Origin of the sequence: Arthrobacter koreensis (assembly GCF_009193255.1) — a bacterium.
In the GTDB taxonomy this organism is placed as follows: Bacteria; Actinomycetota; Actinomycetes; order Actinomycetales; family Micrococcaceae; genus Arthrobacter_B; species Arthrobacter_B koreensis.
In genome coordinates this window covers 40,112-63,664 of sequence record NZ_WACG01000008.1, presented here as the reverse complement: position 1 = coordinate 63,664, position 23,553 = coordinate 40,112, and the positions used below count along the sequence as shown (strand labels likewise).

17 protein-coding genes are annotated in these 23,553 nt (G+C 67.6%); 10 read left to right on the top strand and 7 right to left on the bottom strand.

The annotated features are described in order from the left end of the window. Nucleotides 1–72 precede the first annotated feature (72 nt). The gene (locus GD628_RS15325) at nucleotides 73–1,203 is read right to left on the bottom strand and encodes a VIT1/CCC1 transporter family protein (protein ID WP_152275299.1); all 1,131 of its coding nucleotides are present in this window, start codon (nucleotides 1,201–1,203) and stop codon (nucleotides 73–75) included. A 331-nt stretch (nucleotides 1,204–1,534) separates the two neighbouring features. Here GD628_RS15325 and GD628_RS15320 point away from each other — a divergent pair, with 331 nt between their 5' ends. From GD628_RS15320 to GD628_RS15305, 4 genes are all read left to right on the top strand, one after another. Beyond that, nucleotides 1,535–3,286, top strand: coding sequence for a long-chain-fatty-acid--CoA ligase (locus GD628_RS15320; protein WP_091607702.1), 1,752 nt, complete (start codon nucleotides 1,535–1,537; stop codon nucleotides 3,284–3,286). 13 nt (nucleotides 3,287–3,299) lie between these two features. Further along, complete coding sequence (locus GD628_RS15315) at nucleotides 3,300–4,502, top strand: AI-2E family transporter (protein WP_091607700.1); 1,203 nt, start codon at nucleotides 3,300–3,302, stop codon at nucleotides 4,500–4,502. Between the two features lie 225 nt (nucleotides 4,503–4,727). Beyond that, nucleotides 4,728–5,306 carry a helix-turn-helix domain-containing protein gene (locus tag GD628_RS15310; protein ID WP_091607698.1) on the top strand — a complete coding sequence of 193 codons (579 nt, stop codon included), beginning with the start codon at nucleotides 4,728–4,730 and terminating at the stop codon, nucleotides 5,304–5,306. A gap of 41 nt (nucleotides 5,307–5,347) precedes the next feature. Further along, the gene (locus tag GD628_RS15305) at nucleotides 5,348–8,347 is read left to right on the top strand and encodes an alpha-mannosidase (RefSeq protein ID WP_152275298.1); all 3,000 of its coding nucleotides are present in this window, start codon (nucleotides 5,348–5,350) and stop codon (nucleotides 8,345–8,347) included. Here the strand turns inward: GD628_RS15305 and GD628_RS15300 are convergent. After that, on the bottom strand, nucleotides 8,307–10,007 hold the full coding sequence (locus GD628_RS15300; protein ID WP_218054947.1) for an FAD-dependent monooxygenase: 1,701 nt from the start codon (nucleotides 10,005–10,007) through the stop codon (nucleotides 8,307–8,309). The genes GD628_RS15305 and GD628_RS15300 overlap by 41 nt on opposite strands. A gap of 152 nt (nucleotides 10,008–10,159) precedes the next feature. Between GD628_RS15300 and speB the strand changes: the two genes are divergently transcribed. The 3 genes from speB (at nucleotide 10,160) to GD628_RS15285 (ending at nucleotide 14,472) form a co-directional block, all read left to right on the top strand. Next, on the top strand, nucleotides 10,160–11,131 hold the full coding sequence (speB, locus tag GD628_RS15295) for an agmatinase (RefSeq protein ID WP_091607972.1): 972 nt from the start codon (nucleotides 10,160–10,162) through the stop codon (nucleotides 11,129–11,131). Then, entirely contained in the window at nucleotides 11,128–12,780 is a 1,653-nt protein-coding gene (locus GD628_RS15290; RefSeq protein WP_091607693.1) for a thiamine pyrophosphate-binding protein, read from the top strand. The genes speB and GD628_RS15290 overlap by 4 nt, the downstream gene beginning before the upstream one ends. 111 nt (nucleotides 12,781–12,891) lie before the next feature. Further along, a complete protein-coding gene (locus GD628_RS15285) occupies nucleotides 12,892–14,472 on the top strand; it encodes a Na+/H+ antiporter (RefSeq protein WP_091607690.1) in 1,581 nt (526 codons plus the stop codon). A gap of 27 nt (nucleotides 14,473–14,499) precedes the next feature. On the opposite strand, the gene GD628_RS15280 is transcribed toward GD628_RS15285, so the two are convergent. The 3 genes from GD628_RS15280 to GD628_RS15270 are packed head-to-tail and all read right to left on the bottom strand — an operon-like array spanning nucleotide 14,500 to nucleotide 17,580. Further along, on the bottom strand, nucleotides 14,500–15,690 hold the full coding sequence (locus GD628_RS15280) for an FAD-dependent oxidoreductase (protein ID WP_152275297.1): 1,191 nt from the start codon (nucleotides 15,688–15,690) through the stop codon (nucleotides 14,500–14,502). Beyond that, on the bottom strand, nucleotides 15,636–16,385 hold the full coding sequence (locus tag GD628_RS15275; RefSeq protein ID WP_226802590.1) for a class I SAM-dependent methyltransferase: 750 nt from the start codon (nucleotides 16,383–16,385) through the stop codon (nucleotides 15,636–15,638). Before GD628_RS15275 ends, GD628_RS15280 begins: the two co-directional genes overlap by 55 nt. Before the next feature lie 4 nt (nucleotides 16,386–16,389). After that, nucleotides 16,390–17,580 (bottom strand): type III polyketide synthase, encoded by a 1,191-nt coding sequence (locus GD628_RS15270; protein WP_152275296.1) that lies wholly within the window; start codon nucleotides 17,578–17,580, stop codon nucleotides 16,390–16,392. A 229-nt stretch (nucleotides 17,581–17,809) separates the two neighbouring features. On the opposite strand from GD628_RS15270, the gene GD628_RS15265 reads away from it, so the two are divergent. Continuing rightward, nucleotides 17,810–19,222: an MFS transporter gene (locus GD628_RS15265; protein WP_091607681.1), complete on the top strand. Its 1,413-nt coding sequence runs from the start codon at nucleotides 17,810–17,812 to the stop codon at nucleotides 19,220–19,222. A gap of 30 nt (nucleotides 19,223–19,252) precedes the next feature. On the opposite strand, the gene GD628_RS15260 is transcribed toward GD628_RS15265, so the two are convergent. Beyond that, complete coding sequence (locus GD628_RS15260; protein WP_226802589.1) at nucleotides 19,253–20,197, bottom strand: LysR family transcriptional regulator; 945 nt, start codon at nucleotides 20,195–20,197, stop codon at nucleotides 19,253–19,255. A 76-nt stretch (nucleotides 20,198–20,273) separates the two neighbouring features. Here GD628_RS15260 and mmsB point away from each other — a divergent pair, with 76 nt between their 5' ends. Both mmsB and GD628_RS15250 read left to right on the top strand, forming a co-directional pair. Continuing rightward, nucleotides 20,274–21,266, top strand: a complete 993-nt coding sequence (gene mmsB, locus GD628_RS15255) for a 3-hydroxyisobutyrate dehydrogenase (protein WP_091607679.1) — start codon at nucleotides 20,274–20,276, stop codon at nucleotides 21,264–21,266. A gap of 27 nt (nucleotides 21,267–21,293) precedes the next feature. Next, nucleotides 21,294–22,778, top strand: a complete 1,485-nt coding sequence (locus GD628_RS15250; protein WP_152275295.1) for a CoA-acylating methylmalonate-semialdehyde dehydrogenase — start codon at nucleotides 21,294–21,296, stop codon at nucleotides 22,776–22,778. 9 nt (nucleotides 22,779–22,787) lie between these two features. On the opposite strand, the gene GD628_RS15245 is transcribed toward GD628_RS15250, so the two are convergent. Then, nucleotides 22,788–23,540, bottom strand: coding sequence for a cytochrome c oxidase assembly protein (locus GD628_RS15245; protein ID WP_152275294.1), 753 nt, complete (start codon nucleotides 23,538–23,540; stop codon nucleotides 22,788–22,790). Nucleotides 23,541–23,553 lie beyond the last annotated feature (13 nt).

Below are 23,553 nucleotides of genomic sequence, written 5' to 3'. Positions count from 1 at the left end.
ACGCTCATACGGGCAGTTTCTGTCATCTCGATGGGGTGCGGTGCGATGGGGTGGGGTGGGGTGCGGTGCGGGCTAGGCCACGGAGGTTCCGAAGATCATCCCCAGTACATAGGTGACGGCGGCGGCCCCGAGGCCGATGGCCAGCTGGCGCAGGCCGCGCTTGAGCGGGGAGGCTCCGGAGAGCAGCCCCACGACGCTGCCGGTCAGGACCAGTGCGATTCCCACCAGGGTGCAGGAGAGCACGACGGCGGCGAGCCCCTCCATGCCGAACAGGTACGGAAGAACGGGGATGATGGCGCCGGAGGCGAAGAAGCAGAAGCTGGAAATCGCAGCTCCGAGGCCGGTGCCGACCGTCTCATGCTTGTCCGCGCCGGCCTCTTCCATCTTTTCCGGCTGCAGGGACAGGGACGGGTCGCAGTCGCAGGTGTACAGCCCCATTCGCTCTGCTGCCCGGTGCTCGGCTGCCTCCCGGGACATGCCGCGGGCCCGGTACACCAGGACCAGCTCATTGGCGTCGATGTCCAGGGACTTGGCGGCAGAAAGCGTCACCTGGGTGGGCTTGGAGGCTTCCAGCAGCTCCCGCTGGGACCGGACTGAAACATACTCGCCGGCGCCCATGGACAAGGCACCGGAAAGCAGGCCGGCGATGCCGCTGAAGAGCACGAAGGTGCTCGAGACGCCGGTAGCGCCGATGCCCATGACCAGGGCCAGGTTGGAGACCAGCCCGTCATTGGCCCCGAACACCGCGGCGCGGAAGTTTCCGGAGAGCCGGGTGCGGCCGCGGGTTGCCAGTCCGCGCACCACCTCTTCATGGATCTGCTCGTCGGCAGCCATGGCGCTGGTGGCGTTGGGGTCATCGCTGTAGGGGGAACGGCCTTCGGCGCGCTGCGCGAGGGCCAGCACGAACACTGATCCGAACCGGCGGGCCAGCAGCCCGAGCATGCGGTTCCGCAGTGACGGGCGCATGGGTTTGTCTGCGTCCGGGCCGAGCAGCTGGCGCCAGTGCTCCTCATGCCGGCCTTCTGCTTCGGCCAGGGCGAGCAGGATGTCCCGCTCTTCTCCCTCACGGCGCTCGGCCAGGTAACGATAGGTGGCTGCTTCGGCCTGCTCGTCGGCTAGGTACTGCCTCCAACGACGGCGCTCTGCCGGGCTGGGGGTGGGGTGCGCAGGGTGCGGCTGCCCTTGAGTTGGTGGGTTTTTCACACACGCTCCTGGTCATGGCCGGAGCAAACAGGGAGGGCTCCGGCCAGCTTCTACGTCTGGCCGAAGGTCTCGCTCGCCCCGGTGCCATGCACCGCGGGTGGACTGCCGGGCTGCATGTACAGCCAGTATGTCGACAGGCCTCGGTCCGAATTCCAATTTTTAGTGCGGCCGGAGCCGAACCTAGAATTGGAGGTGTACCGGAGCTACTCCCCTTCAGCTTTCAAGTGTAGCTCAGGCCAGCGATTCCGCCCGGAAGGGCGCCCCAACTGCAGCTGGCCCCCGTTCCGTCCGGGTGCATTGCTCCCGTCCAGCAAGGGATAGAGTTCAAACCGTGAGTAGAGCTTCCAAGGGATTCCCTGACTTTCACCGGCCGTGGACCCGCCACTACGCCGACGGCGTGCCGCAGGACCTCAAGCTGCCCAAGGGCTCGCTGGTGGACATGGTGGAGGAATCCGTCAGCAGGTACGGCTCCAAGCCGGCCCTGCAGTTCTTCGGCGCCACCACCAGCTACCGCGACATGGGGGAGCAGATCCGGCGCGCCGCAGCGGGGCTCAAGCGCCTCGGCGTCGGCCCCGGAGACCGCGTTGCGCTGGTCCTGCCCAACGCGCCGCAGCACGTGGTTGCCTTCTACGCCGTCCTGCGCCTGGGCGCGGTGGTGGTGGAGCACAATCCGCTCTACACCGACCGCGAACTGCGCCACCAGTTCGAGGACCATGGAGCAACCGTGGCCATCGTCTGGGACAAGGTGGCGGACCGGATCCAGTCCCTGCCCGCAGATATTCCGGTCCGGACTATCGTGTCCGTGGACCTGATCAGCGCCATGCCGCGCACTACCCGGCTGCTCCTGAAGCTCCCCCTTCCCGCTGCCCGCCGCAGCCGCAGCGCCCTGGCTCCGGACAAGAAGCCCCGCAGCGCCGGCAGGCGGGTCCTTGAGTGGAAGGAACTGCTGGATAACCGGCCGCTGCCGCGCCGCTCTCCGCACCCCCGGGCGGAGGACCTCGCTGCCATCCAGTACACCTCCGGAACCACGGCGGCTCCCAAGGGCGCTATGCTCACCCACGCCAACCTCATGGCGAACGCCGCGCAGGGCCGGGCCTGGATTCCCGGGATCCGGATGGGCAAGGAGACCGTCTACGGCGTCCTGCCCATGTTCCATGCCTACGGTCTGACCCTGAGCCTCACTTTCGCCATGAGCATCGGCGCCAAGCTGGTCCTGTTCCCCAAGTTCGACGTGGACATGGTCCTCAAAGCGGCGAAGAAGACCCCGCCAACCTTCCTCCCCGCGGTGCCGCCGATCTACGACCGCATTGTGGCCGGTGCGCAGGAGCAGGGCATTTCCCTCAAAGGCGTCCGCTTCGCCATCTCCGGAGCCATGAACCTCCCCGCTGCCACGGTGGACGCCTGGGAGAAGGCAACCGGAGGCTACCTGATCGAGGGGTACGGCCTGACGGAAACCTCGCCGGTGGCCCTCGGCAATCCCATGGGACCAACGCGCAAGGCCGGCACCGTGGGCGTTCCCTTCCCGCTGACGGACATCAAGGTAGTGGACCCGGAAGATCCCACGAAGGAACGCCACCGCGGTGAAGCCGGAGAACTGCTGATCCGCGGACCGCAGGTTTTCCAGGGTTACTGGAACAAACCGGCCGAGACCCGGGCAGCGCTGCTCGACGGCGGCTGGTTCCGTACCGGGGACATCGTCTCGGTGGACGACGACGACTTTGTCACCATCCGGGACCGGATCAAGGAACTGATCATCACCGGAGGCTTCAACGTCTCACCCTCCGAGGTCGAGGAAGCCCTGAAGCGCCACCCGGCCGTTGCCGAGGCTGCCGTTGTGGGCCTGACCCGCACCGGCGGCGGAGAAGACGTGGTAGCCGCCGTCGTCGCCCGGCCCAACGCGGAATTCGACGCCGATGAACTGCGTTCCTTTGTGCGGGCGGAACTGGCAGCCTACAAGGTGCCCCGCCGCATTGTGCAGATCCCGGACCTGCCCAGGTCCCTGATCGGCAAGGTGCTCCGGCGCCACGTCAAAGAGTCGCTGCAGCCAAAGGGAACCGGCCACGAGGCCGGACCCACAACCTAGACGGGGGAAAACCATGGACAGCCAGCCCGGCTCCACTCCGAACAAGTCCGAGGTACAAAGCGAGCCGAAGCAGCTGGCAGGCTACTGGAACGACGGCCTGGGCCATGCCGCGCTGCGCTCGGCCCAGCTGCTGCTGGTCCTGCTGCTGGTGGGCGTGGCGGTCTACGGCCTGACCCGGGTGACCCTGGTGGTCATTCCGCTGCTGCTCGCCCTGATTCTCGCCGCCGCCATTGCACCGTTCGTGAACTGGCTGCGCCGTAAGGGCTGGCCGGGAGCACTGGCCACCGGCACGTCCTTCCTGCTGCTCCTGGCCGTCTTCGGCGGGCTCGTCACCGGAATCGTGTTCGCGGTGCGCAGCGAGTGGTCCAAGCTGGTGGACCAGGCCGCAGCGGGCTTTGACGAGCTGTACTCGATGGTCCAGGACAGCCCCCTGGCCCTGGACGACTCGGCCATTTCCGATGCCCGGGACGCTGTCCTGGACTTCGCGACATCCTCAACCGCGGGCAGCGGCGCGATCGCCGGACTTTCTGCCGCCGGATCCTTCGCCACCGGGTTTGTCCTCATGGCTGTTGTCCTGTTCTTCTTCCTGAAGGACGGGGACAAGATCTGGGCCTTCATCCTGCGCTGGTTCCGCGGGGAGCGCCGGGAGAAAGCCGCGCTTGCCGGCGCCCGCAGCATGGAGGTGCTGGGCGGCTATGTCCGCGGCACGGCGATCGTTGCCGCCGTGGACGCTATCTGCATCGGTGCGGCACTGTTCATCCTCGGGGTGCCGCTGGCGCTGCCGCTGTCCGTGATCGTGTTCGTTGGATCCTTCATCCCGCTGGTCGGCGCCACCGCTGCCGGCACCCTCGCCGCGCTGATTGCCCTCGTGGCAAACGGGCCGCTCGTGGCCCTGATCGTGGTCATCGTGATCATTGCCGTGAACCAGCTCGAGGGGAACTTCCTGCAGCCGGTGGTCATGGGCCGGACCCTGAGCATCCATGCCCTCGTCATCCTGCTCGCGCTGACTGCCGGCACCATCCTCGCCGGCATCATCGGCGCGATCCTCTCGGTGCCGCTAGCCGCCGTCGGCTGGGCCGTCATCAAGGTCTGGATCGGCGAAGATACGGGCGACCCCCAGGAAGTGGCGGAGGTTGCGTCCCCCGATCAGGACGCGGATTCAGCAGACCACCCGGCGGAACTTGGAAGCACCGGGGCCGGACGGGCAGGGGATTAACCGTCCGGACCCGGTGCGGTACTGGGAGCCGGCGCTGCCGGCGTTGTAGGTCACGAAACTATTGTTTACCCAAGCTAATGGGCGCCGAAGGCACGGGTCAATTAGTGTGAAACATGCAGCACCGGCCTCCACCATAGCGGCCGCGGCGCAGGCGACGCCTTCCGGACTTCCCCGGCAGGACCGGACCGCAGGAACAACTAGGGGAACGAAAGGACGGCTGCCCGCATGAAGGCTCTGTCTGTCGAACCAAGCAATGCGCCGATTGCCATCGGTTCCCGGATCCGTGCCGCACGCCAGGCGCGCCACCTGACCATTGAGCAGGTAGCCGACTCCACCGGGCTCACCAAGGGGTTCCTGAGCCGGGTGGAACGGGACCTCACCTCTCCCTCGGTGGCTTCGCTGGTGACGCTCTGCCAGGTGCTCTCCATCTCCATCGGGGACCTGTTCCTGCCGCCGCAGACCACGCTGGTCCGCTGGCCCGAGGCGCCCGGCATTAACCTGGGCGGCAACGGCATCAACGAGCGGCTGGTCACCCCGCGCACTGAACGCCGCGTCCAGGTCATCCGCTCGGAGATCGTCCCGGGGGGCACCGGCGAGGCCGACCTGTACTCCGTTGACTGCGACGTTGAAGTGCTGCACGTCGCCGAAGGCCGGCTGGAGCTGATCTTCACCGCCGAAACCATGAGCCTCACGGCCGGGGACACCGTGACCTTCCCGGGCAAGGAGCCGCATTCCTGGCGCAACCCGGACCCCGATGCCTCTGCCGTCGTCATCTGGACCCTGGTCAGCCCCGGCTCCGCCTAGTCCCCTTCCCAACCGGGCAGTGCGGCGCGCACAGTGGGCGCATGCATCCGGACCGTGAACTCACCGAACGCCGTCTTGCCCGTTTCCTCGCCCAGCGGCTGCCCCCGCATCTTTGGACCGCGCCTGAACCGCTTCACCCCGCAGCCTGGGACGCCCCGGCGGAACCGGTGTCCTTCGCGGAAGCTACCGCGCAGGACTACCGTCCCGTTACCCCGGGTACCCGCTGGGGCAGGCCCTGGGGAACCACCTGGTTCCGCCTCACCGGCACGGTCCCGGCAGCAGCACCGGGCTTCCTGCCGGAAGCATTGATCGACCTTGGCTTCAGTACGGACATGCCCGGTTTCCAGGCCGAGGGACTGGTCTACGACGCCGAGGGGAACGTGCTCAAGGCGCTCGAATCGACCAACATGGCCGTGCCGCTGGAACAGGAGCCCGGCAGCGCCATCCTGCTCTGGGTGGAGGCGGCCGCGACTCCGAACGTGATTGGCAACTTCAGCTTCCTGCCCACGCCGCTCGGGAGCCCGGATACCGCCGGCAGTGAGCCGCTGTACGTCCTGCGCAGGGCGGACGCTGCGCTGCTGGACGTCCAGGTCTGGGAATTGGCCCAGGACTTCGCCGTGCTCTGGGGCCTGATGCATGAACTGCCCATGGATTCCCCGCGCCGGCATGAACTGCTGCGCGCCATGGAACGGGCGGCTGCCGCCGTGGATCCGCAGGATGTCTCCGGCACTGCCAGTGCGGCCCGGACGCTGCTGGAACCGGCGCTCAGCGCTCCCGCAGCGGCCAGCGCCCACCTGGTCCACGCCGTCGGGCACGCGCACATCGACAGCGCCTGGCTGTGGCCGGTGCGCGAGACCCGGCGCAAGGTGGCCCGCACCTTCGCCAACGTGCTGGCGCTGATGGAGAAGGACCCGGAATTCGTCTTCACCGCGTCCTCCGCCCAGCAGTACGCCTGGCTGCAGGAGGACCATCCGGCACTGTTTGCCCGCGTTGCCGCCCGGGTCGCGGAGGGACGGTTCGTCCCGGCGGGAGGCATGTGGGTCGAGGCGGACACCAACCTGCCCTCCGGAGAGTCGCTGGTGCGCCAGTTCACCTTTGGCAAGGGTTTCTTCCTGGAGGCCTTCGGCATTGAACCGCTGGACGTATGGCTGCCCGATTCATTCGGCTACTCGGGAGCGCTCCCGCAGCTCATCCGTGCTGCCGGTTCACGGTGGTTCCTCACCCAGAAGCTGAGCTGGAACGAATCCGACACCATGCCGCACCACACGTTCCTGTGGGAAGGGATCGACGGAACCCGGGTCTTCACCCATTTCCCGCCGGTTGACACCTACAACTCCGCGCTGACCGGTCAGGAGCTGGCCCGGGCCCAGCGGCAGTTCCGCGAGAAGGGCGCCACGAACCTCTCGCTGGTGCCCTTCGGCTGGGGCGACGGCGGCGGAGGACCCACCCGCGAAATGCTTGCCGCCGCCCACCGCACGGCGTCGCTGGAAGGGTCCCCGCAGGTGCGGTTTTCCAGCCCGCAGGAGTTTTTCACGCAAGCCGAGGAAGACTACGGGCAACCGCCCGTGTGGTCCGGGGAAATGTACCTGCAGTTCCACCGCGGCACCTACACTTCCCAGGCCCGGACCAAGCGCGGCAACCGGCGCAGCGAGGCTCTGCTGAAGGAGGCGGAGCTGTGGGCGGCCTCCGCTGCGGTCCGCTGCGGCACGGACTACCCGTATCAGGAGCTTGAAGCGGCCTGGAAAACGGTGCTGCTGGGACAGTTCCACGACATCCTGCCGGGCTCTTCCATCGCCTGGGTATACCAGGACGCCGAGCGCGCCTATGCGGAAACCGCGGAGCAGCTGGAGCGGATCACGCGCCGGGCCCTGCGGGCCCTGGCTGGGGATGGCACCGGCACCCTCGTCTTCAACGCGGCGCCGGTGGCGCTGCGGGGGATACCTGCCATGGGTGCCGGTGCCGGGCCGGCAGAGCCTGCCGCGGTTCGGATCAACGCGTACGACGGCGGCTGGGAACTGTCCTCGGACCGCCTCACCGCACGCTTTGGTCCAACAGGTGCCCTGCTCTCGCTGCGCGGAGAGAGCGGCCGGGAACTGGTGGTCCCGGGCGAAGAAGCGAACCGGTTCCAGCTCTTCCGTGACACCCCGAACCAGTGGGATGCGTGGGACATCGACGCCGCGGACCGTACCGGCGCCCTCACGCTTCGCGGAGACCTGATCCCGGACGGGGACAGCCTGGTGCTGGACTGCGGGTTCGGCAGTTCGTCACTGCGGGAACGGATTTCCGTGAGCCCCGACGGGCGCGCCCTGGACCTGGACATCAACGTGGACTGGCAGGAGCGGCAGAAGCTGCTGAAGCTCGGCTTCCCGGTTGCGGTGCTCGCGGACCGGGCCTCGGCTGAGATCCAGTTTGGGCACATCCAGCGGCCTACCCACGAGAACACGTCCTGGGACCATGCGCGCTTCGAGGTGCCGGCCCACCGCTGGGTGCACGCCGGGGAGCACGGCAGGGGAGTGGCCCTGGCCAACGATTCAACGCACGGCTACGACATCACCCGGACCGGTTCCCGGGACGCGGGCACCGGAACCCTGCTGCGGGCCTCACTGCTGCGGGCGCCGCTGTTTCCGGATCCGGGGGCGGACCAGGGAGTGCACCGCCTCCGGTTTTCGCTGCGGCCGGACGCCACCGTGGCCGAAGCGGTGCTGGAAGGGTACCGGCTGAACTTTCCCCTGCGCTCGGTCCACGAGGCCGGTGCCGGAAGCGTGGCTCCGCTGGCCGTCCTGGCGCCCGGGAGCGTGCTGGTGGAGACGGTCAAGCTCGCGGATGACCGTTCCGGGGACGTGGTGCTGCGGCTCTACGAGTCCCTCGGAGGGCACACCGGCGCCGTGCTGACTGCCGGTTTCCCGGCGCGCGCTGCCGTCCTGACGGACCTGCTGGAACGCCCGGAGGCAGCGGACGCGCAGCTGCCCAGGCGGGAGGACGGCCGGTGGGAGCTGGCGTTTAGGCCGTTTGAAGTGAAGACCGTGCGCCTGAGCCGGTAAGCCGTTCAAGATAGGCCACGGCACCGTTGACATCCGTTCCGTTGGACCGGTAACCGATGTATCCGTCCGGGCGGATCACCAGAACCTCGGGCCGCCGGGCGGACAGGCCAAGGCGCTCGAACGCCAGCCCGCTGACGTCCTCGATGATGCCCGGGCCGGAGGCCGTGAGCGTGCTGCCCACCACCAGGCGCTGCACGCTCAGCAGCGGGCCGAGGCCGGCCAGCGCCGCATGCAGCTGATGCGGGGTGTCCTCCGGCCAGCCCGGACCGGTGAGGAGGATATGGAAACCCGGAGCGGACACCAGGTCCTGCAGCCGCCGTTCCTTCTGCTGGTAGTGCACGACGGCGTCCGGCAGCCGGTCTCCCGGCCGCGGTCCCGAGGCGAGTACGGCAGGCAGGCGGTTGGCTCCGGCCGCGGTCATGGTGCTGCCGCGGTAATGGATGCCCAGCTGGGACATCGTGCGGAACGCGCGGGCGCGCAGGCGCTCGCTGGATGCCAGGGACGGGGCCAGTGCGGGCAGGAGCTTGGTGCGGGGCAGCTTTGCCAGGGCGCTGCGGCTGGTTGCGAGCTTGAAGAGACGGTCGGTGAAGCTGACGATTCCGCGAGCCACGGGCCGGCGTTCGGCGTCATAGCTGTCGATCAGTTCGTCGGCCGCCAGGCCGCGAGCGCCCAGGGCAAGTTTCCAGCCAAGGTTCAGTGCATCCTGGATGCCGGTGTTCATGCCCTGTCCGCCCACGGGGGAGTGGACGTGCGCGGCGTCGCCGGCTAGGAACACCGAGCCGGACTGGAAGAACTCGGCCATCTGGTGGGAAAGCCGGAAGGAGCTGATCCACTTCGGGTCATGCAGGGTGAGCCCGCCGCCGGAGAACTTGTCCGCGATGCCCTGAAGGTACTCAAGGGTGACGGCGCTCTTGTCCCCGCGTTCCTTGAGGCTGATCATCCGCCAGGTCGCCGGGTTGCCCAGCGGGAAGAGCACCATGAAACCGTCATCGGTGGGATAGGCGTGCACTGCGCCGGGAGCCACGCCGTCGACCTCGAGGTCTGCCAGGACAAACGTGTCTGCGTAGCCGGAACCGCGGAAATCCATGCCGGCGCGGCGGCGCACGGTGCTTTCGGCGCCGTCGGCACCCACCACGTAGCGCGCACGGATCCGGTCAATGCCGCGGTCCTGCCGCTGGACGCGGGCTTCCATGCCGGCGAAGGGGTCCTCCGGGTCCAGGCGTTCGAGTCCCAGGAGCTCGGCTCCGCGCTCAACGCGGATGCCGCGGGCACCGAGGTAGTTCAGGAGGATCCGCTCGGTCTCAGACTGGGGCAGGAAGAGCAGCTGCTGGTGGGCCGAGTCTTCGATTCCGATGTCGAAGAGGCCAATCTGGACCGTTTCGTCCGGCAGGTGGAGGTGCAGCTGGTGTGCCGGGGTTCCGCCCCGCGCCATCTCCGCGCTGATCCCGAAGGGCCGCAGCGCCTCCAGCGTGCGCGGCTGCACGGCCAGCGCCCGGGACTGGGTCGAGGGACCCTGCCTGCGGTCGATGATCCTGAAGCTCGTTCCATAACCGGCGAGCTGGGCCGCGAGGGCCAGCCCGGTGGGTCCGGCACCCACGATCAGGACATCGACGTCGTAGTTCATTCCATCATTGTTCGCATAGGAAACCCGGTCCGCCATAGTCACAGCCTAGTCTTGACGCCGACGGCTGTTCCACTTTAGCCTTCCGATAAACATTTGATGCCTATTTGATAACTTTTGCCGCCCTGCCGGGTAGGCTCGGAATCCAGGCGCCAGACCCTTAGCGAAACCGGAGAAACACAACAGTGGACATGTCCCAGAACCAGCCGCGCATTAACTCCAACGGCAAGGTAGGCCCCATCGACGCAGCCCAGGTTCCGCGTTATGCGGGCGCCGGGACGTACGCGCGTCTTCCGCGCCTGGACGAAGTTGGACACGCCGACGTCGCCGTTGTGGGTGTCCCGTTCGACACCGGTGTCTCCTACCGCCCCGGCGCCCGCTTTGGCGGCAACCACATCCGTGAGGCGTCCCGCCTGCTGCGTCCCTACAACCCGGCGCAGGACACCTCCCCGTTCGCGAACCTGCAGGTTGCTGATGCCGGTGACCTGGCGGTCAACCCGTTCAACATCAACGAGGCGATTGAAACCATCCAGGCCGGGGCCCTGGACCTGACCGAGGGCGGGACCCGGCTGCTGACCCTGGGCGGGGACCACACGATCGCCCTTCCGCTGCTGCGTGCAGCGGCAGAGCGTGCCGGCCAGCCGGTAGCCATGCTGCACTTCGACGCCCACCTTGACACCTGGGATACCTACTTCGGTGCCGAGTACACCCACGGCACGCCGTTCCGCCGGGCGGTGGAGGAAGGGATCCTGGACACCGAGGCGATCTCCCACGTGGGCACCCGCGGACCGCTGTACGGCAAGAAAGATCTTGACGAAGACCGCCGCTTCGGGTTCGGCATCGTCACCAGCTCCGATGTGTTCCGGCAGGGCGTTGACGAAGTCGTAGCGAAGCTGCGTGCCCGGATTGGGAACCGGCCGCTCTATATCTCGGTGGACATTGACGTCCTGGACCCGGCCCACGCCCCCGGCACCGGCACCCCCGAGGCGGGCGGCATCACCAGCCGGGAGCTGCTGGAGATCCTGCGCGGCATGCGGGGGATGAACCTCATTGGGGCCGACGTCGTGGAAGTGGCTCCGGCCTATGACCATGCGGACATCACCGCCGTGGCCGCCTCACACGTTGCCTATGACCTCATCACGCTCATGGGACTCGAGTCATGAGCACCGATCCCGGAACCGCAGTGCGCAACGGCGGGGACCTGGTGGTCGAAACCCTGGAAGCGCTCGGAGCAACCACGGTCTTCGGCATCCCGGGCCAGCACGCCCTGGGCCTGTTCGACGCGCTCTCCCGCTCCACGCTGGAGTTCGTCTCCTCCCGGGTCGAGAACAATGCTGCCTTCGCCGCTGACGGGTTCAGCCGTGCCACCGGCCAGGTGGGCGTCCTGTTCCTCTCCACCGGTCCCGGTGCCCTCACCTCCCTGGCCGGACTGCAGGAGGCCTACGCCACGGGCGTGCCCATGGTGGTTGTTGCCAGCCAGATTCCCATCGAGGGCCTCGGAGCCCGCCGGCGCGGCATGCTGCACCAGCTCGATGACCAAAAGGCGTCGGCAGCGAACGTCACGAAGAGCCAGCGGCTGATCCAGCATGCCTCCGGCATTCCCTCGGCCATCCAGGACGCCTGGACCGAAGCCATCTCCGCACCCATGGGGCCGGTCTGGGTGGAAGTCCCGCAGAACGTACTGCTGGCCCCCGTGATGGTTCCCGCCGTCGAAGACGCCCTGGCGGAGCCGTTCGACAACCCGCCGCGCAGCGAACTCGTCACCGAAGCCGTGAAGTGGCTGTCCGCGGCGAAACGGCCTGCTGTCATCGCCGGCGGCGGCACCCGCCGGGGCCGGGCCGAAGAGTCGCTGCTTTCGGTGGCGGAGAAGCTCCATGCCCCGGTGGTCTGCACACCCGGCGGCAACGGCGCCTTCCCCTGGAACCATCCGCTGTCCCTGCAGTCATGGGTGGAAGACCGCCACACGACGGACCTCCTGGAGGACGCGGACGTCCTGCTGGTCATCGGTTCCTCACTGGGCGAAGTCACGTCCAACTACTTCACCTTCGCTCCGCGCGGCCGCATCATCCAGATCGACGCCGAGCCGCGGGTCCTTGAATCCAATGGTCCCGCGCTGGGCATCCGTGCCGACGCCGGACAGGCCATGGCCACGCTCGACGCCGCACTGCAGGCTCCGGCCACGGCTCCGGACTGGCACGGCAGGACGGCGGAAGAGGTCACCGCAGACACCCTCGCCAAGGTGAGCGCCCGGCTGGACGCCCAGGACCTCAACCTTGAGCGGAAGTTCATGGCGGACATCCGGGCTGCGGTTCCGGACGCGATGCAGACGTACTGGGACATGACCATTGCCGCCTACTGGGCGTGGAGCTGCTGGGATGCCAGGTCCGGCCAGTTCCACTCCGCGCAGGGAGCCGGCGGGCTGGGCTACGGCTACCCCGGTGCCCTCGGGGCAGCCGTGGGAACCCGGGAACGTGTGCTGGCGGTCTCCGGTGACGGATCCGCGATGTACTCCATCGCCGAACTGGCCACCGCCCGGCAGCATGATCTTCCCGTCACCTGGCTGATCGTGGACGATGGTGGCTACGGCGTCCTGCGGGAGTACATGGTGGACGCCTTTGGCAAGGCAACGGCCACCGAACTGGCCGGGCCGGACTTCGTGAAGCTCGCAGAATCCTTCGGAGTTCCGGCACGGCGCACTGATCCAGCCGGCGTCCGGCAGGCACTGGAGGAATCCTTCGCCCAGGAAGGACCGAACGTCGTGGTGGTCCAAACGCTGCTGAGGCTTTTCGCTCCCACACACCTCGGCAGCTAGCCGCAGGAACCTTCAAGTTGCCGGCGGTAAAGTTACCTTAGGCAACTAGAGGAGGTTGACGGTGGTCAAGGCAAGTGAACGCACCGGCGCCGCGGGAACGGGGCGCTGCTGATGGATTTCCTGATCCTGCTCATAGGCCTGCTGTTCGGCACGGTGCTGGTGGTGGGCATAGGCGAACGGGTCCGGCTGCCGTATCCGGTGCTCATGCTGGTGTTCTCGGCGCTGTTCGCCTTCCTGCCGATGATCCCGGAGATCCACATTGATCCCGAACTGATCCTGCCGCTCTTCCTGCCGCCGCTGCTTTACGCCGCTGCCCAGCGCAGCTCGTGGTCTGTTTTCCGCCTCCGGTGGCGCTCCCTGGTGCTGCTCGCGGTGGCGCTGGTTGCCGTAACCGTTGGAGTCGCGGCCGGTGTGGCGTGGGCAATGGTTCCCGCACTGGGGCTGCCTGCAGCCATCGCGCTGGGTGCCATTGTGGCTCCGCCGGATCCCGTGGCGGTGGAAGCGGTGGCCGGCAAGGTCAGCATGCCGCGCCGGCTCATCACCGTCCTGCAGACCGAAGGACTGTTCAACGACGCGATTGCCATTGTGATCTTCCAGGCTGCCGTGACGGCTTCCATCAGCGGCGGGGAGGTGGGCTGGTCGATCGTGCCGAGTTTCCTGATTGGCGCCGCCGGTGCAGTGGTGCTGGGCCTGGCCATGGGCTGGCTGGTGGGTGCCCTGAACCGCTTCGTCCCCAACCTGGTGGCCCGCTCTGCGGTCACCCTCGTGGCGCCCTACGCGGTGTACATCCTCGCGGAAGAGGTGCACTTCTCCGGTGTTGTCGCCGTCGTGGTGACGGCCCTGGAGCTTGGGCGCCGGGCACGGCCGCAGGACTCCGAGGAACGCCTGACCCGCACCGCGTTCTGGGAAGTCGTGGAGCTCCTGACCACCGGCGTCGCCTTTGGCCTGGTGGGAATCGAAATGCGGTATGTCATTGAAGACGAAGGCCGGGAGATCTTCGCGTTCATTCCCGGCGTCGCCGCGGTCTGTGCGGCAGTGGTCCTAGTGCGCTTTGCCTGGATGTACGGGTTGTACCGGTTCGGCGGCACGGCGCGGCTCAACCGCGTGCCCGGCTCCCTGAAGGAAGTCCTCGTCCTGACCTGGTGCGGCATGCGCGGCCTCGCCACCCTGGCCCTGGCCCTCGCCATGCCCGCCACCACGCTGGCCGGAGAACCGCTCCCCGGCCGGAACTTCATGATCGTGTGTGCAGGAGCAGTGCTGCTGGTCACCCTGGTGCTGCCCGGGCTGACCCTGCCGTGGCTGATGCGCCGGCTCAAACTGCCCAGCGACCACGGCGCCGTCGCCAAGCAGGAACGCGAACTGGCCCGGCGTGCCGAGCGCGTGGCCCTGGAAACCATGAAGCGCTCCCGGGCCGCGGACAAGCTGCCGGCGGAACGCCGGGCGGCACTGGCCCGGCGGATGTCTTCCCTACACTCGATCCTTGAACGGGACTCGGAAGCGGACCCGCAGAAGATGCTGCAGATGAAGGCCACGCTGGAAGTGATGGACGCGGTGCAGCGGGAGGCCCTGGCTGCGGCGCGGCAGGAAGTCCTGGCCGCACGGCGGCAGTCCGGCATGGACCCGGAAGCCGTGGACCGGGTGCTGCGCCGCCTGGACCTGCGCACGGTAACCCTGGACCGCAGCGGGCACTAGGGCACTGCAGCGCCGGGAACCGGCGGGCTACTGCATGGTGAACCGGCGGGCCACGGCGTCGCTGAGCGTACGGGAGCGGAAAAGTCCGGCGAGCACCCTGTTCCGTGCCCGCATGAGCGGCGCCGGCAGCGGGCGTCCCAGCGCCATGTTGAGCCGCGCCTGGGCTGAGGCAACAGCGGCGGCACGGCGGCGCCGGCGGTCGAAGGCCGCGAGCCCAACATCAGCGCCCCGCACTGCGGCGGTCAGCAGTGGTGCCAGCTCCGCGGCGTCCACCCAGCCCAGCGTCATTCCCTGTCCGCCGATTGGACTGACTTCATGGGCCGCGTCGCCAATCAGCACGGTGCGCCCGTGGACGAGCCGCTTCAGGGCGGTGGTGCGGACCGGGAAGGCACTGAACATGGTGCTGGCTGCAGCGTCCGGGGCCCGGCCGGTGCGCTCCGCGACAAGCCGCGCCAGGTCCTTGGCATCGGCGTCGGACTGCAGCGTCCGGGTAAGGGCCACCCAGCGGCGCTTGCCGCCGGGCAGCGGGAAGGACTCCACGATGCCCTCCGGCTCCAGGTACAGCACTCCCACGGGTCCGTCTCCCGTGTTGTCGGGGAAGTCGCCCATCAGGTATGAATCACGCAGGAGTTTCCCGGAGGCCTGTATCCCCAGCAATCCGCGCACGGAAGACCGGGCGCCGTCGGCCGCCACTACCCAGGAGGCCTGCACGGTGAAACCGCCGGCAGCGTTCGTGCCGGCAACGGACACACCGGAGCCATCGTCATGCAGGGCCGTGACCCGGTGCCCGCGCCGGAGCGCCTGCGGATCGAGTTCCTCCAGGCGCGCCTGCAGCACGGACTCGGTTCGTTCCTGCGGAAGCGCCAGTACATACGGGTAGGCAGTGGAGGTCTTCGCGAAGCTGAGGGAGACCAGCTCGGTGTCCCGCATGCGCGCCGATCCGGTGCGGATCTGCACGCCCTCGGCCGCGAGCTGGGCACTGACGCCGGTGGCTTCCAGCGCAGCCATCCCCGGCGGGTGGATGCCGATCGCCCGGGAGTGGGAGCTTCGGGTGGTCCGTGCCTCATAGATCCGTACCCGCAGGCCGTCCTGCAGGGCCAGGATGGCCAGGAACAGTCCCACCGGGCCTCCGCCCACAATCACGACGTCGACTTCCGGGCGGTTCACTGCCTGCTCCCGGTGCCGCCGGTTGCCCGGTACAGCAGCAGGTTCTGCCATGGGCGCGCCTGCAGGGCCTCCCACCCGGCCGGGGCCGCAGCCCGGAACTCTTCGGCCGTGTAGCTGCGCCGGATTGAGGTCAGTCCGTCCCGGCGGATGAAGGAGCCGTGGAAGAACGGCAGTGTCCCGGCGGAAAACAGGCCGTACGCCCAGGGGCTCCGCTCAATGTCGCTGTGCAGGGCAAGGAATCCGGCCAGCTTCTCCGAGTCGGCGCAGATGCCCTGGAACGCGGCGTCGTCCAGATGGTGCAGCACATGGTTGGAAACAACGACGTCGAACACCGCTCCCTCGGCCACCAGATCCGAGCTCAGCGCTGCGCGGAAACTGCATCCCGCGGGAGCCGGGCGGCCGGCGGCATAGGCATGGGCCCGCGGGTCGGGATCGATGCCGGTGACCTGCACAGCCAGGCCGTCGCGCCGGGCCCAGCGGGCCAGAGCGCGGGCCAGGTCTCCGCCGCCGGCTCCGATGTCCAGCACCGTCCCTCCGCCCTGCGCTGCCAGCACGGGCCGGACGTACCGGAGGTAGTTCCGCCGCCACCCGGAAACCACCGCGTTGATCAGCGGGAACTGCGCGTAGGTCCGTTCCAGGCGAACGGGATCACAATCCGGGCGGTCCATTTCTTCCACCGCGTGCACCGCGCGCCGGCTGAGGTCCGGCGGCAGGAACGGGGGATCTTCCGTATTCAGCAGGCCCACCGCGCTAGCCGACGGCGGCAGGAACCGGCTCCGCCGCGAGCGCGTCCGCCGCTGCCGCCGCACCGCTTCCGGGAACCCGGGTGAACAGCCCGGTCTCAACGGTCAGCCCGGGCCCGAACGCCATGGAGCAGATCCGTTCGTTGCCGCCCGTGAAGGGCTGGTCCAGGATGTGCTTCAGCACGAACATCACGGTGGCCGAACTCATGTTGCCGAAGTTGCGCAGGGTTTCCCGGGCCGGAACCAGCTGTTCCTCCGAAAGCTCCAGCTTCGCTTCCACCTTGTCCAGGATGCTGCGGCCGCCGGGGTGGATGGCCCAGTGCCCAATCTCGTTGTATGCGAGCGGAGCGAGGGACGGGTCCTTGGCCAGCAGCGGTTCGAGGGCGCCGACAATGTGGTCGTCAATGATGTGCGGTACGTAGGTGCCGAGCACCATTTCAAAACCGTGGTCGCCAATGTTCCAGGCCATGGATTCCTCGCCCACCGGGGTGAGGGTTGTCTCGAAGTGGTCAAGCACAATCGCGGGGCTGTCCCCGGGGAGGTCCCGCGCAGTGATGACGGCAGCCGCGGCGCCGTCCGCAAAGAGCGAGGACCCCATGATGATGTCCGGGTCATTGGAGGACCGGACATGCAGGGAGCAGAGTTCGGCGCTGACCACCAGCACAACGGCGTCGGGGTCTGCGTCGCAGAAGGATTTGGCGGCCCGCATCGCCGGGAACGCGGCATAGCAGCCCATGAAGCCCAGGTGATAGCGCTGCACCGACGGGTTCAGGCCCAGGGCACGCACCAGTTTGTAGTCCGGGCCGGGGTTGAAGAACCCGGTGCAGGAGACGGTGATGACGTGGGTGATGTCTTCCGGACCGATTCCGGGGCAGTTGTCCACGGCCTTCCGGCCGGCTTCGATGAACAGCTTGGTGGCCTCGGCGGCGAAAATGTCGTTGCGGGTCTTGGTGGAGGGCATCAGCAGCAGTCCGGTCTGCGGATCGAAGAACTGGGGGTTTTCCACCGTGGAAGCCAGGGTCAGCTCCTCGAGGGCGGTGCGGCGGGTGTCGATGTCCGCGCCGTTGAAGCAGGTGTTCACAAGGCGGGTACCCAGGCGGGTGAGCCCGGGCTGGGCGGCGAAAACGTCGCGGACCTGGTCCTGCACCAGGACGGTAGAAGGGACAGCAGTTTCCAGTGATCTGAGCGTAACTGTCATCCTCCATTGTTAGGTGAACTACCTTCGGGGCACAATGGCGCGGCGCGGCGAACCGGGCGCACCGGGTCCGCCGTACCTGAAGGGGCTGTGCATTTGTGCAGATACGCCATGCGGTTTTGGCGGTTGAGCGGGCGGCCCGCAGCGCACCATACTCTTGGTTACTCCGCACGGGCGTCCCGCGCCCTGCGCGGTGCTGCAGTGTCAACGAAGACACCAAAGGAGAGAGTGGATGAGCACTGATATTCCCAGGCAGGGCAGGCGGCAGAAGGCACCGGTGCCGGAAGGCCTGCGCAAGGTTGTTGTGGCGTCCATGGCCGGAACGGTCGTGGAGTGGTACGAATTCTTCCTCTACGCCGCGGCGTCGACCCTCGTTTTCAGCCGTCTGTTCTTTCCCAACGCCAACACCGAGCTGGACGGCATCATTGCCGCATTCGTGACCTACGCCGTCGGGTTCGTGGCACGGCCCGTGGGCGGAATCGTCTTTGGACATTTCGGGGACAAGTTCGGCCGCAAGAAGCTGCTGCAGCTGAGCATCATCCTGGTGGGTGTATCCACCTTCCTGATGGGCTGCCTGCCAGGGTTCGATTCGATCGGCTACTGGGCTCCGGCAATGCTGGTGGCGCTGCGCTTTATCCAGGGCTTCGCCGTCGGCGGGGAATGGGGAGGTGCCGTGCTGCTCGTTGCCGAGCACAGCCCGAACAAATCCCGCGGCTTCTGGTCCAGCTGGCCGCAGTCCGCTGTTCCGATGGGCAACCTCCTGGCGACCGGCGTCCTGTTCGTCCTCTCAGCGACCCTCAGCGAAGCCGCGTTCCTGGGCTGGGGCTGGCGGGTGGCGTTCTGGCTCTCCGCGGTGATCGTGCTGGTGGGCTACTACATCCGCACCAAGGTCTCGGATGCCCCCATCTTCCTGGAAGCACAGAAGGAAGTGGAGCAGGAGGCCAAGGGCTACGGCGTGATGGAGGTGTTCCGCCGGTACCCGCGCGGCGTATTCACCGCCATGGGCCTGCGCTTCGCGGAGAACATCCTGTACTACCTGGTGGTCACGTTCTCCATCACCTACCTGCGGATCGTGGTGGACACCGATACCTCACGGATCCTGCTGCTGCTGCTCGTTGCGCACTTTATCCACTTCTGCGCGGTTCCCCTCGCCGGAAAGCTGTCCGATTCACTGGGCCGCCGGCCCGTGTACATGGCAGGCGCAGTGCTGGGGGCCACCTGGGGCTTCTTTGCCTTCCCCATGATGGACACGGCCAATGACCTGATGATCCTGGCTGCGGTGACCATTGGCCTGCTGTTCCATGCCTTGATGTACGCCGGCCAGCCGTCCATCATGGCGGAAATGTTCCCCACCCGGATGCGGTACTCCGGTGTCTCCCTGGGCTACCAGGTGACGTCGATCGTGGCCGGTTCGCTGGCTCCAATTATCGCTACGTCGCTGCTGGCGGAGTTCGATTCATCCACTCCGGTGGCGCTGTACCTGCTGGGTGCCTGCGTCATCACGGCTATCTCGGTGCTGCTGCTGCGGGAAACCAACGGCATTTCCCTGCACGACGTGGATGCCGCCGACGCACAGGGCACCGCGGACCTGCTGGCCGCGTCCAAGGCAGCCGAGGAGAAGCGGACCGCCGCTGCCGCGGACTAGGCACCACCCGTTGCCGAACGCCGCTGCCGGTCAGAAGTCAAGGTGCTCCTGGCGGGCAGCGGCTTCTGCGTGGATGGCCTCGATGACCGCCTGGACCCGCGCCGAGCGCAGGGCTTCCGGGCGGGCCACCGCCCAAATCGGGAGTCGCCGTTCGAAGGAGTCCGCCAGTACCGGCACGAAGCCGTCCCGTCCGGCGACCATGAAGTTGGGCAGCAGGCCAACCCCGGCCTCCCGGCGCACCGCCTCCACCTGCGCGAAAATGCTGGTGGCCTGGAAACTGGACCTCGGATCCGGCAGCCCGGTGGACCGGTGTCCCAGTTCCTCGACCAGCAGTGCGGACTCCACGTAGGAGACAAAGCAGTGCCTGGCCAGGTCAGCCGGAACCTGCGGGGTGCCGTGGCGGCGCAGATACCCTTCGGCTGCGTAGAGCCGCAGCACGTAATGGCCCAGCAGGATCGCATGGGCGGTGCGGACGTCCGTATGCCCCACCACCACCTCCAGGTCCACGCCGGAACGGTTCTGGCTGACCTTGCGGGTGGCGGAGAACATTTCAACGCTGATGTTCGGGTGCGAGGCCTGCAGCTTCACCAAGGCAGGGGTGACGAATTCGGAACCGAAACCGTCCACGGTGCTGATCCGCACCACGCCGGCGAGGGGATCGGCATTGTCCGCCAATGCACAGCGCAGCGCGCCAAGGCTCTCTTCAATGGATTCGGCGGCCCGGACCGCCTGCGCCCCCAGCGCCGTCAGTTCCCAGCCGCGCGGTGTCCGGGACAGCGTCCGGCCGCCGAGTTGTTTCTCCAGCGCAATGATCCGCCGCGAAATGGTGGTGTGGGTGGTCCCCAGGGTCTCGGCGACGGCGGTGAAACGTCCCAGCCGCGCCACGGTGAGCAGGATCAGCAGGTCATCCGGGCTTGGCAGCCGGCTGGCGGTATCCAGGGCCGTTCCTCCTCTCCACGGTGTGCACGGGTGCACAGGGGGTCTGTGGATTCTGGTCTTGAACGCACTCTAGCGCAGGTGCCACGCTGGTTCCGCGGCGGACGCGCGGCAGCTGCGCAGCACCAAGCGGGCGGCGCAGGCTCAGCACAACTCAGGCAGCACAACTAGGCAAAGGAGCTTAGCGATGGCGGAAGTTGGATGGATCGGACTGGGAAACATGGGGGCACCCATGGCAGGGAACCTGGTGAAGGCCGGTCACACCGTGCGCGGATTCGACCTCAGCCCGCGGGCCGTGGCGGCTGCCGAGGCAGCAGGAATCCGGGCGGTGGGCAGCATCGCGGAAGCGGTTGCGGGAGCAGACGTGGTGTTCACAATGCTCCCCAAGGGCGAGCATTCCCGGGCGGTCTACCTGGAGCCGGACGGAGTCCTGGCCCATGCGTCCACGGAGACGCTGCTGGTCGATTCCTCCACGATCGACGTCGAATCGGCTCAGGCACTGCACGACGCCGCTGCTGCCGCCGGCTTCCGCTTCGTAGACGCCCCGGTCTCCGGCGGAATGAGCGGAGCACAGGCCGGAACGCTCACCTTCATGGTGGGCGGCGCCCCGGACGCGGTGGCCGATGCCTCCGGCTTCATAGCGCCGATGGCGGGGAACGTGATTCCCACCGGAGGGGCCACCACCGGCCAGGCCGCGAAGATCTGCAACAACCTCATGCTCTTCATCAACCTGGCAGCGACCGCTGAGGGCGCAGTGCTGGCCGAGAGGCTGGGACTGGACAAGCAGGTTTTCTGGGACATCGCCTCCGTTTCCTCCGGGGACAGCTGGGCGCTGCGCACCTGGTATCCGGTGCCCGGGGTCGTCTCCACGGCGGCGTCGAACAATAACTTCGAACCTACTTTCACCACCGAGCTGGCGAATAAGGACATCAACCTGGCCATCGCGGCCGCGAGGGATACAGGCACGCCGCTCGAAATCGGCGAACACGTCCAGCAGCTGTTCGCGCGGCTCATCGACGCCGGGCAGTCCGGGAAGGACTGCTCCATGATCGTGAAACTGGTGGACGGCTCGCTCGCTGCCACCCCCGACCAGGTCCCTGCGCCGTAGCGGCGCCCCTACCGAAGAGAGCTCTTCATGCAGCGCATTCCCCACATCATCAACGGCAGGCAGGTCTCCGAGGCCGAGCGGTACGGTCCGGTCTTCAACCCGGCCACCGGCGCCCAGGAAAAAGAAGTGGCGCTGGCGTCCGCCGCCCGCGTGGAAGAGGCAATCCAGGCCGCCCAGGAAGCTCTTCCGGCGTGGCGGGCCACGTCCCTGGCGCGGCGCACGGCGATCTTCTTCAAGGTCCGTGAGCTGCTGACCGAACGTAAGGCAGAACTCGCCGCGATCCTCACGAGCGAACACGGCAAGGTGCTTTCCGACGCCGAGGGTGAGATCACCCGGGGGCTGGAGAACATTGAATTCGCGTCCGCGCTCGCCCTGGGCCTGAAGGGCGAGCGGTCGGAGCAGGTGGCCACCGGCGTCGACGTCCATTCAATCCGCCAGCCGGTAGGCGTGGTGGCGTGCATTACCCCGTTCAACTTTCCGGCCATGGTGCCGCTGTGGATGATCGGCAGCGCCTTGGCGTGCGGCAATACCGTGCTGCTGAAGCCGAGCGAAAAGGATCCGTCCGCAGCCGTGTTCATCGCTGAGCTGTTCGCCGAAGCCGGGCTTCCGGACGGTGTGCTGAACGTGGTGCACGGGGATAAGGAAGCGGTTGATGTGCTGCTGGAGCATCCGGTTGTGAAGGCCGTCAGTTTTGTGGGATCAACGCCGATTGCCCGCACCATCTACCGCCGGGCCGCCGAACACGGCAAACGGGTCCAGGCCCTGGGCGGGGCCAAGAACCACATGGTGGTGCTGCCGGACGCAGACCTGGACATGGCGGCAGACGCGGCGGTTTCCGCAGCCTACGGGTCCGCGGGGGAGCGCTGCATGGCCGTCAGCGTGCTGGTGGCCGTGGGAAACATTGCCGATGATCTGGTGGAAGCCGTGCGCTCGCGGATGGCGGACCTCAAGATTGGCCCGGGCACTGATCCCTCCTCCCAGATGGGTCCGCTGATTACTGCCGAGCACCGGGACAAGGTGGCTTCCTATGTGGCCGGTGCCGCGGATGAGGGCGCCACCGTGGTGGTGGACGGCCGGGACACGGCGTTCGACGGCGACGGGTTCTTCCTGGGCGTCAGCCTGCTGGACCACGTGAAGCCGGGCATGAAGGCCTACGACGATGAGATCTTCGGTCCCGTCCTCTCCGTGGTCCGCGTGGAGACCTACGCGGATGCGGTGCGGCTGGTCAACGAAAACCAGTACGGCAACGGCACGGCGATCTTCACGCGCGACGGCGGGGCCGCCCGGGCATTCGAGTTCGACGTCGAGGCCGGAATGGTGGGCGTCAACGTCCCCATTCCGGTGCCGGTGGGTTCCTTCTCCTTTGGCGGGTGGAAGGATTCGCTCTTCGGCGATACGCACATGTACGGCCCGGATTCGATCCGTTTCTACACCCGCGGCAAGGTGGTTACCACCCGCTGGCCGGACCCGGCGACGTCGGAAATCGACCTGGGATTCCCGCAGGTTCTCTAGGCAGGGAACTCAGGCACCGCGCACCTGGGGCAGCAGCCGGGCAGTGCCCCGCTGCTGCCCCAGCAGGAGCAGTGCCAGGACGGTCTGCACCGCCACTCCGGACACCAGCAGAACCAGCGCACCGGCAGAAGTGCTGCCGGTGCCCGCGGGCGGGAAGGCCAGCAGCCAGACTGCCGAACCCGCGTGCAGGGCTGCGGTGGCCGCGAGCGCCGCCGCCCGCAGGCGGAGTCCGTGCGGCGACGGACCGCAGTTGAGGACGGCAGCGGTGAACAGGCATCCGGTGGCCGTGAGGTACGCGGTGACCAGCCAGTGCACCGGCATGGACTGCTGCATGGCAGTCAACACCGGGGTGTGGAACATGGCCCACATGCCGGCCGCTACGAGCACCATGGTGGTTCCCGGGTGGGTCAGGAAACGGGCGGCTGGAGAATGGACGCTTCGGCGTAGCCGCGCTGCCGGGACCGTGTCGAGTGTCCTCAGCGCCAGCTCCACGGGGTGGGAGAGGACCAGCAGCAAGGGGCCGGCCATCCCGGCCAGGACATGCGAAAGTGCCAGCGCTCCAAAATCGGTGTGTGCCCAACCCGCCAGCGGCTCCAGCACTGTCAGCAGGACGGTAAGAACCCCGGCCAGGAAGGACACGAGCCGCCGGTATGGCCAGGTGCCGGCTCTCGGGGATCGTGCTCCGGCCCAGTAAGCGGCAACCGCAGCGACTGCCGGAATGAGGAAGAGGGACTCTGCCGGGAAATCACCGTGGTTATGCATGCGGCCGGCCCGG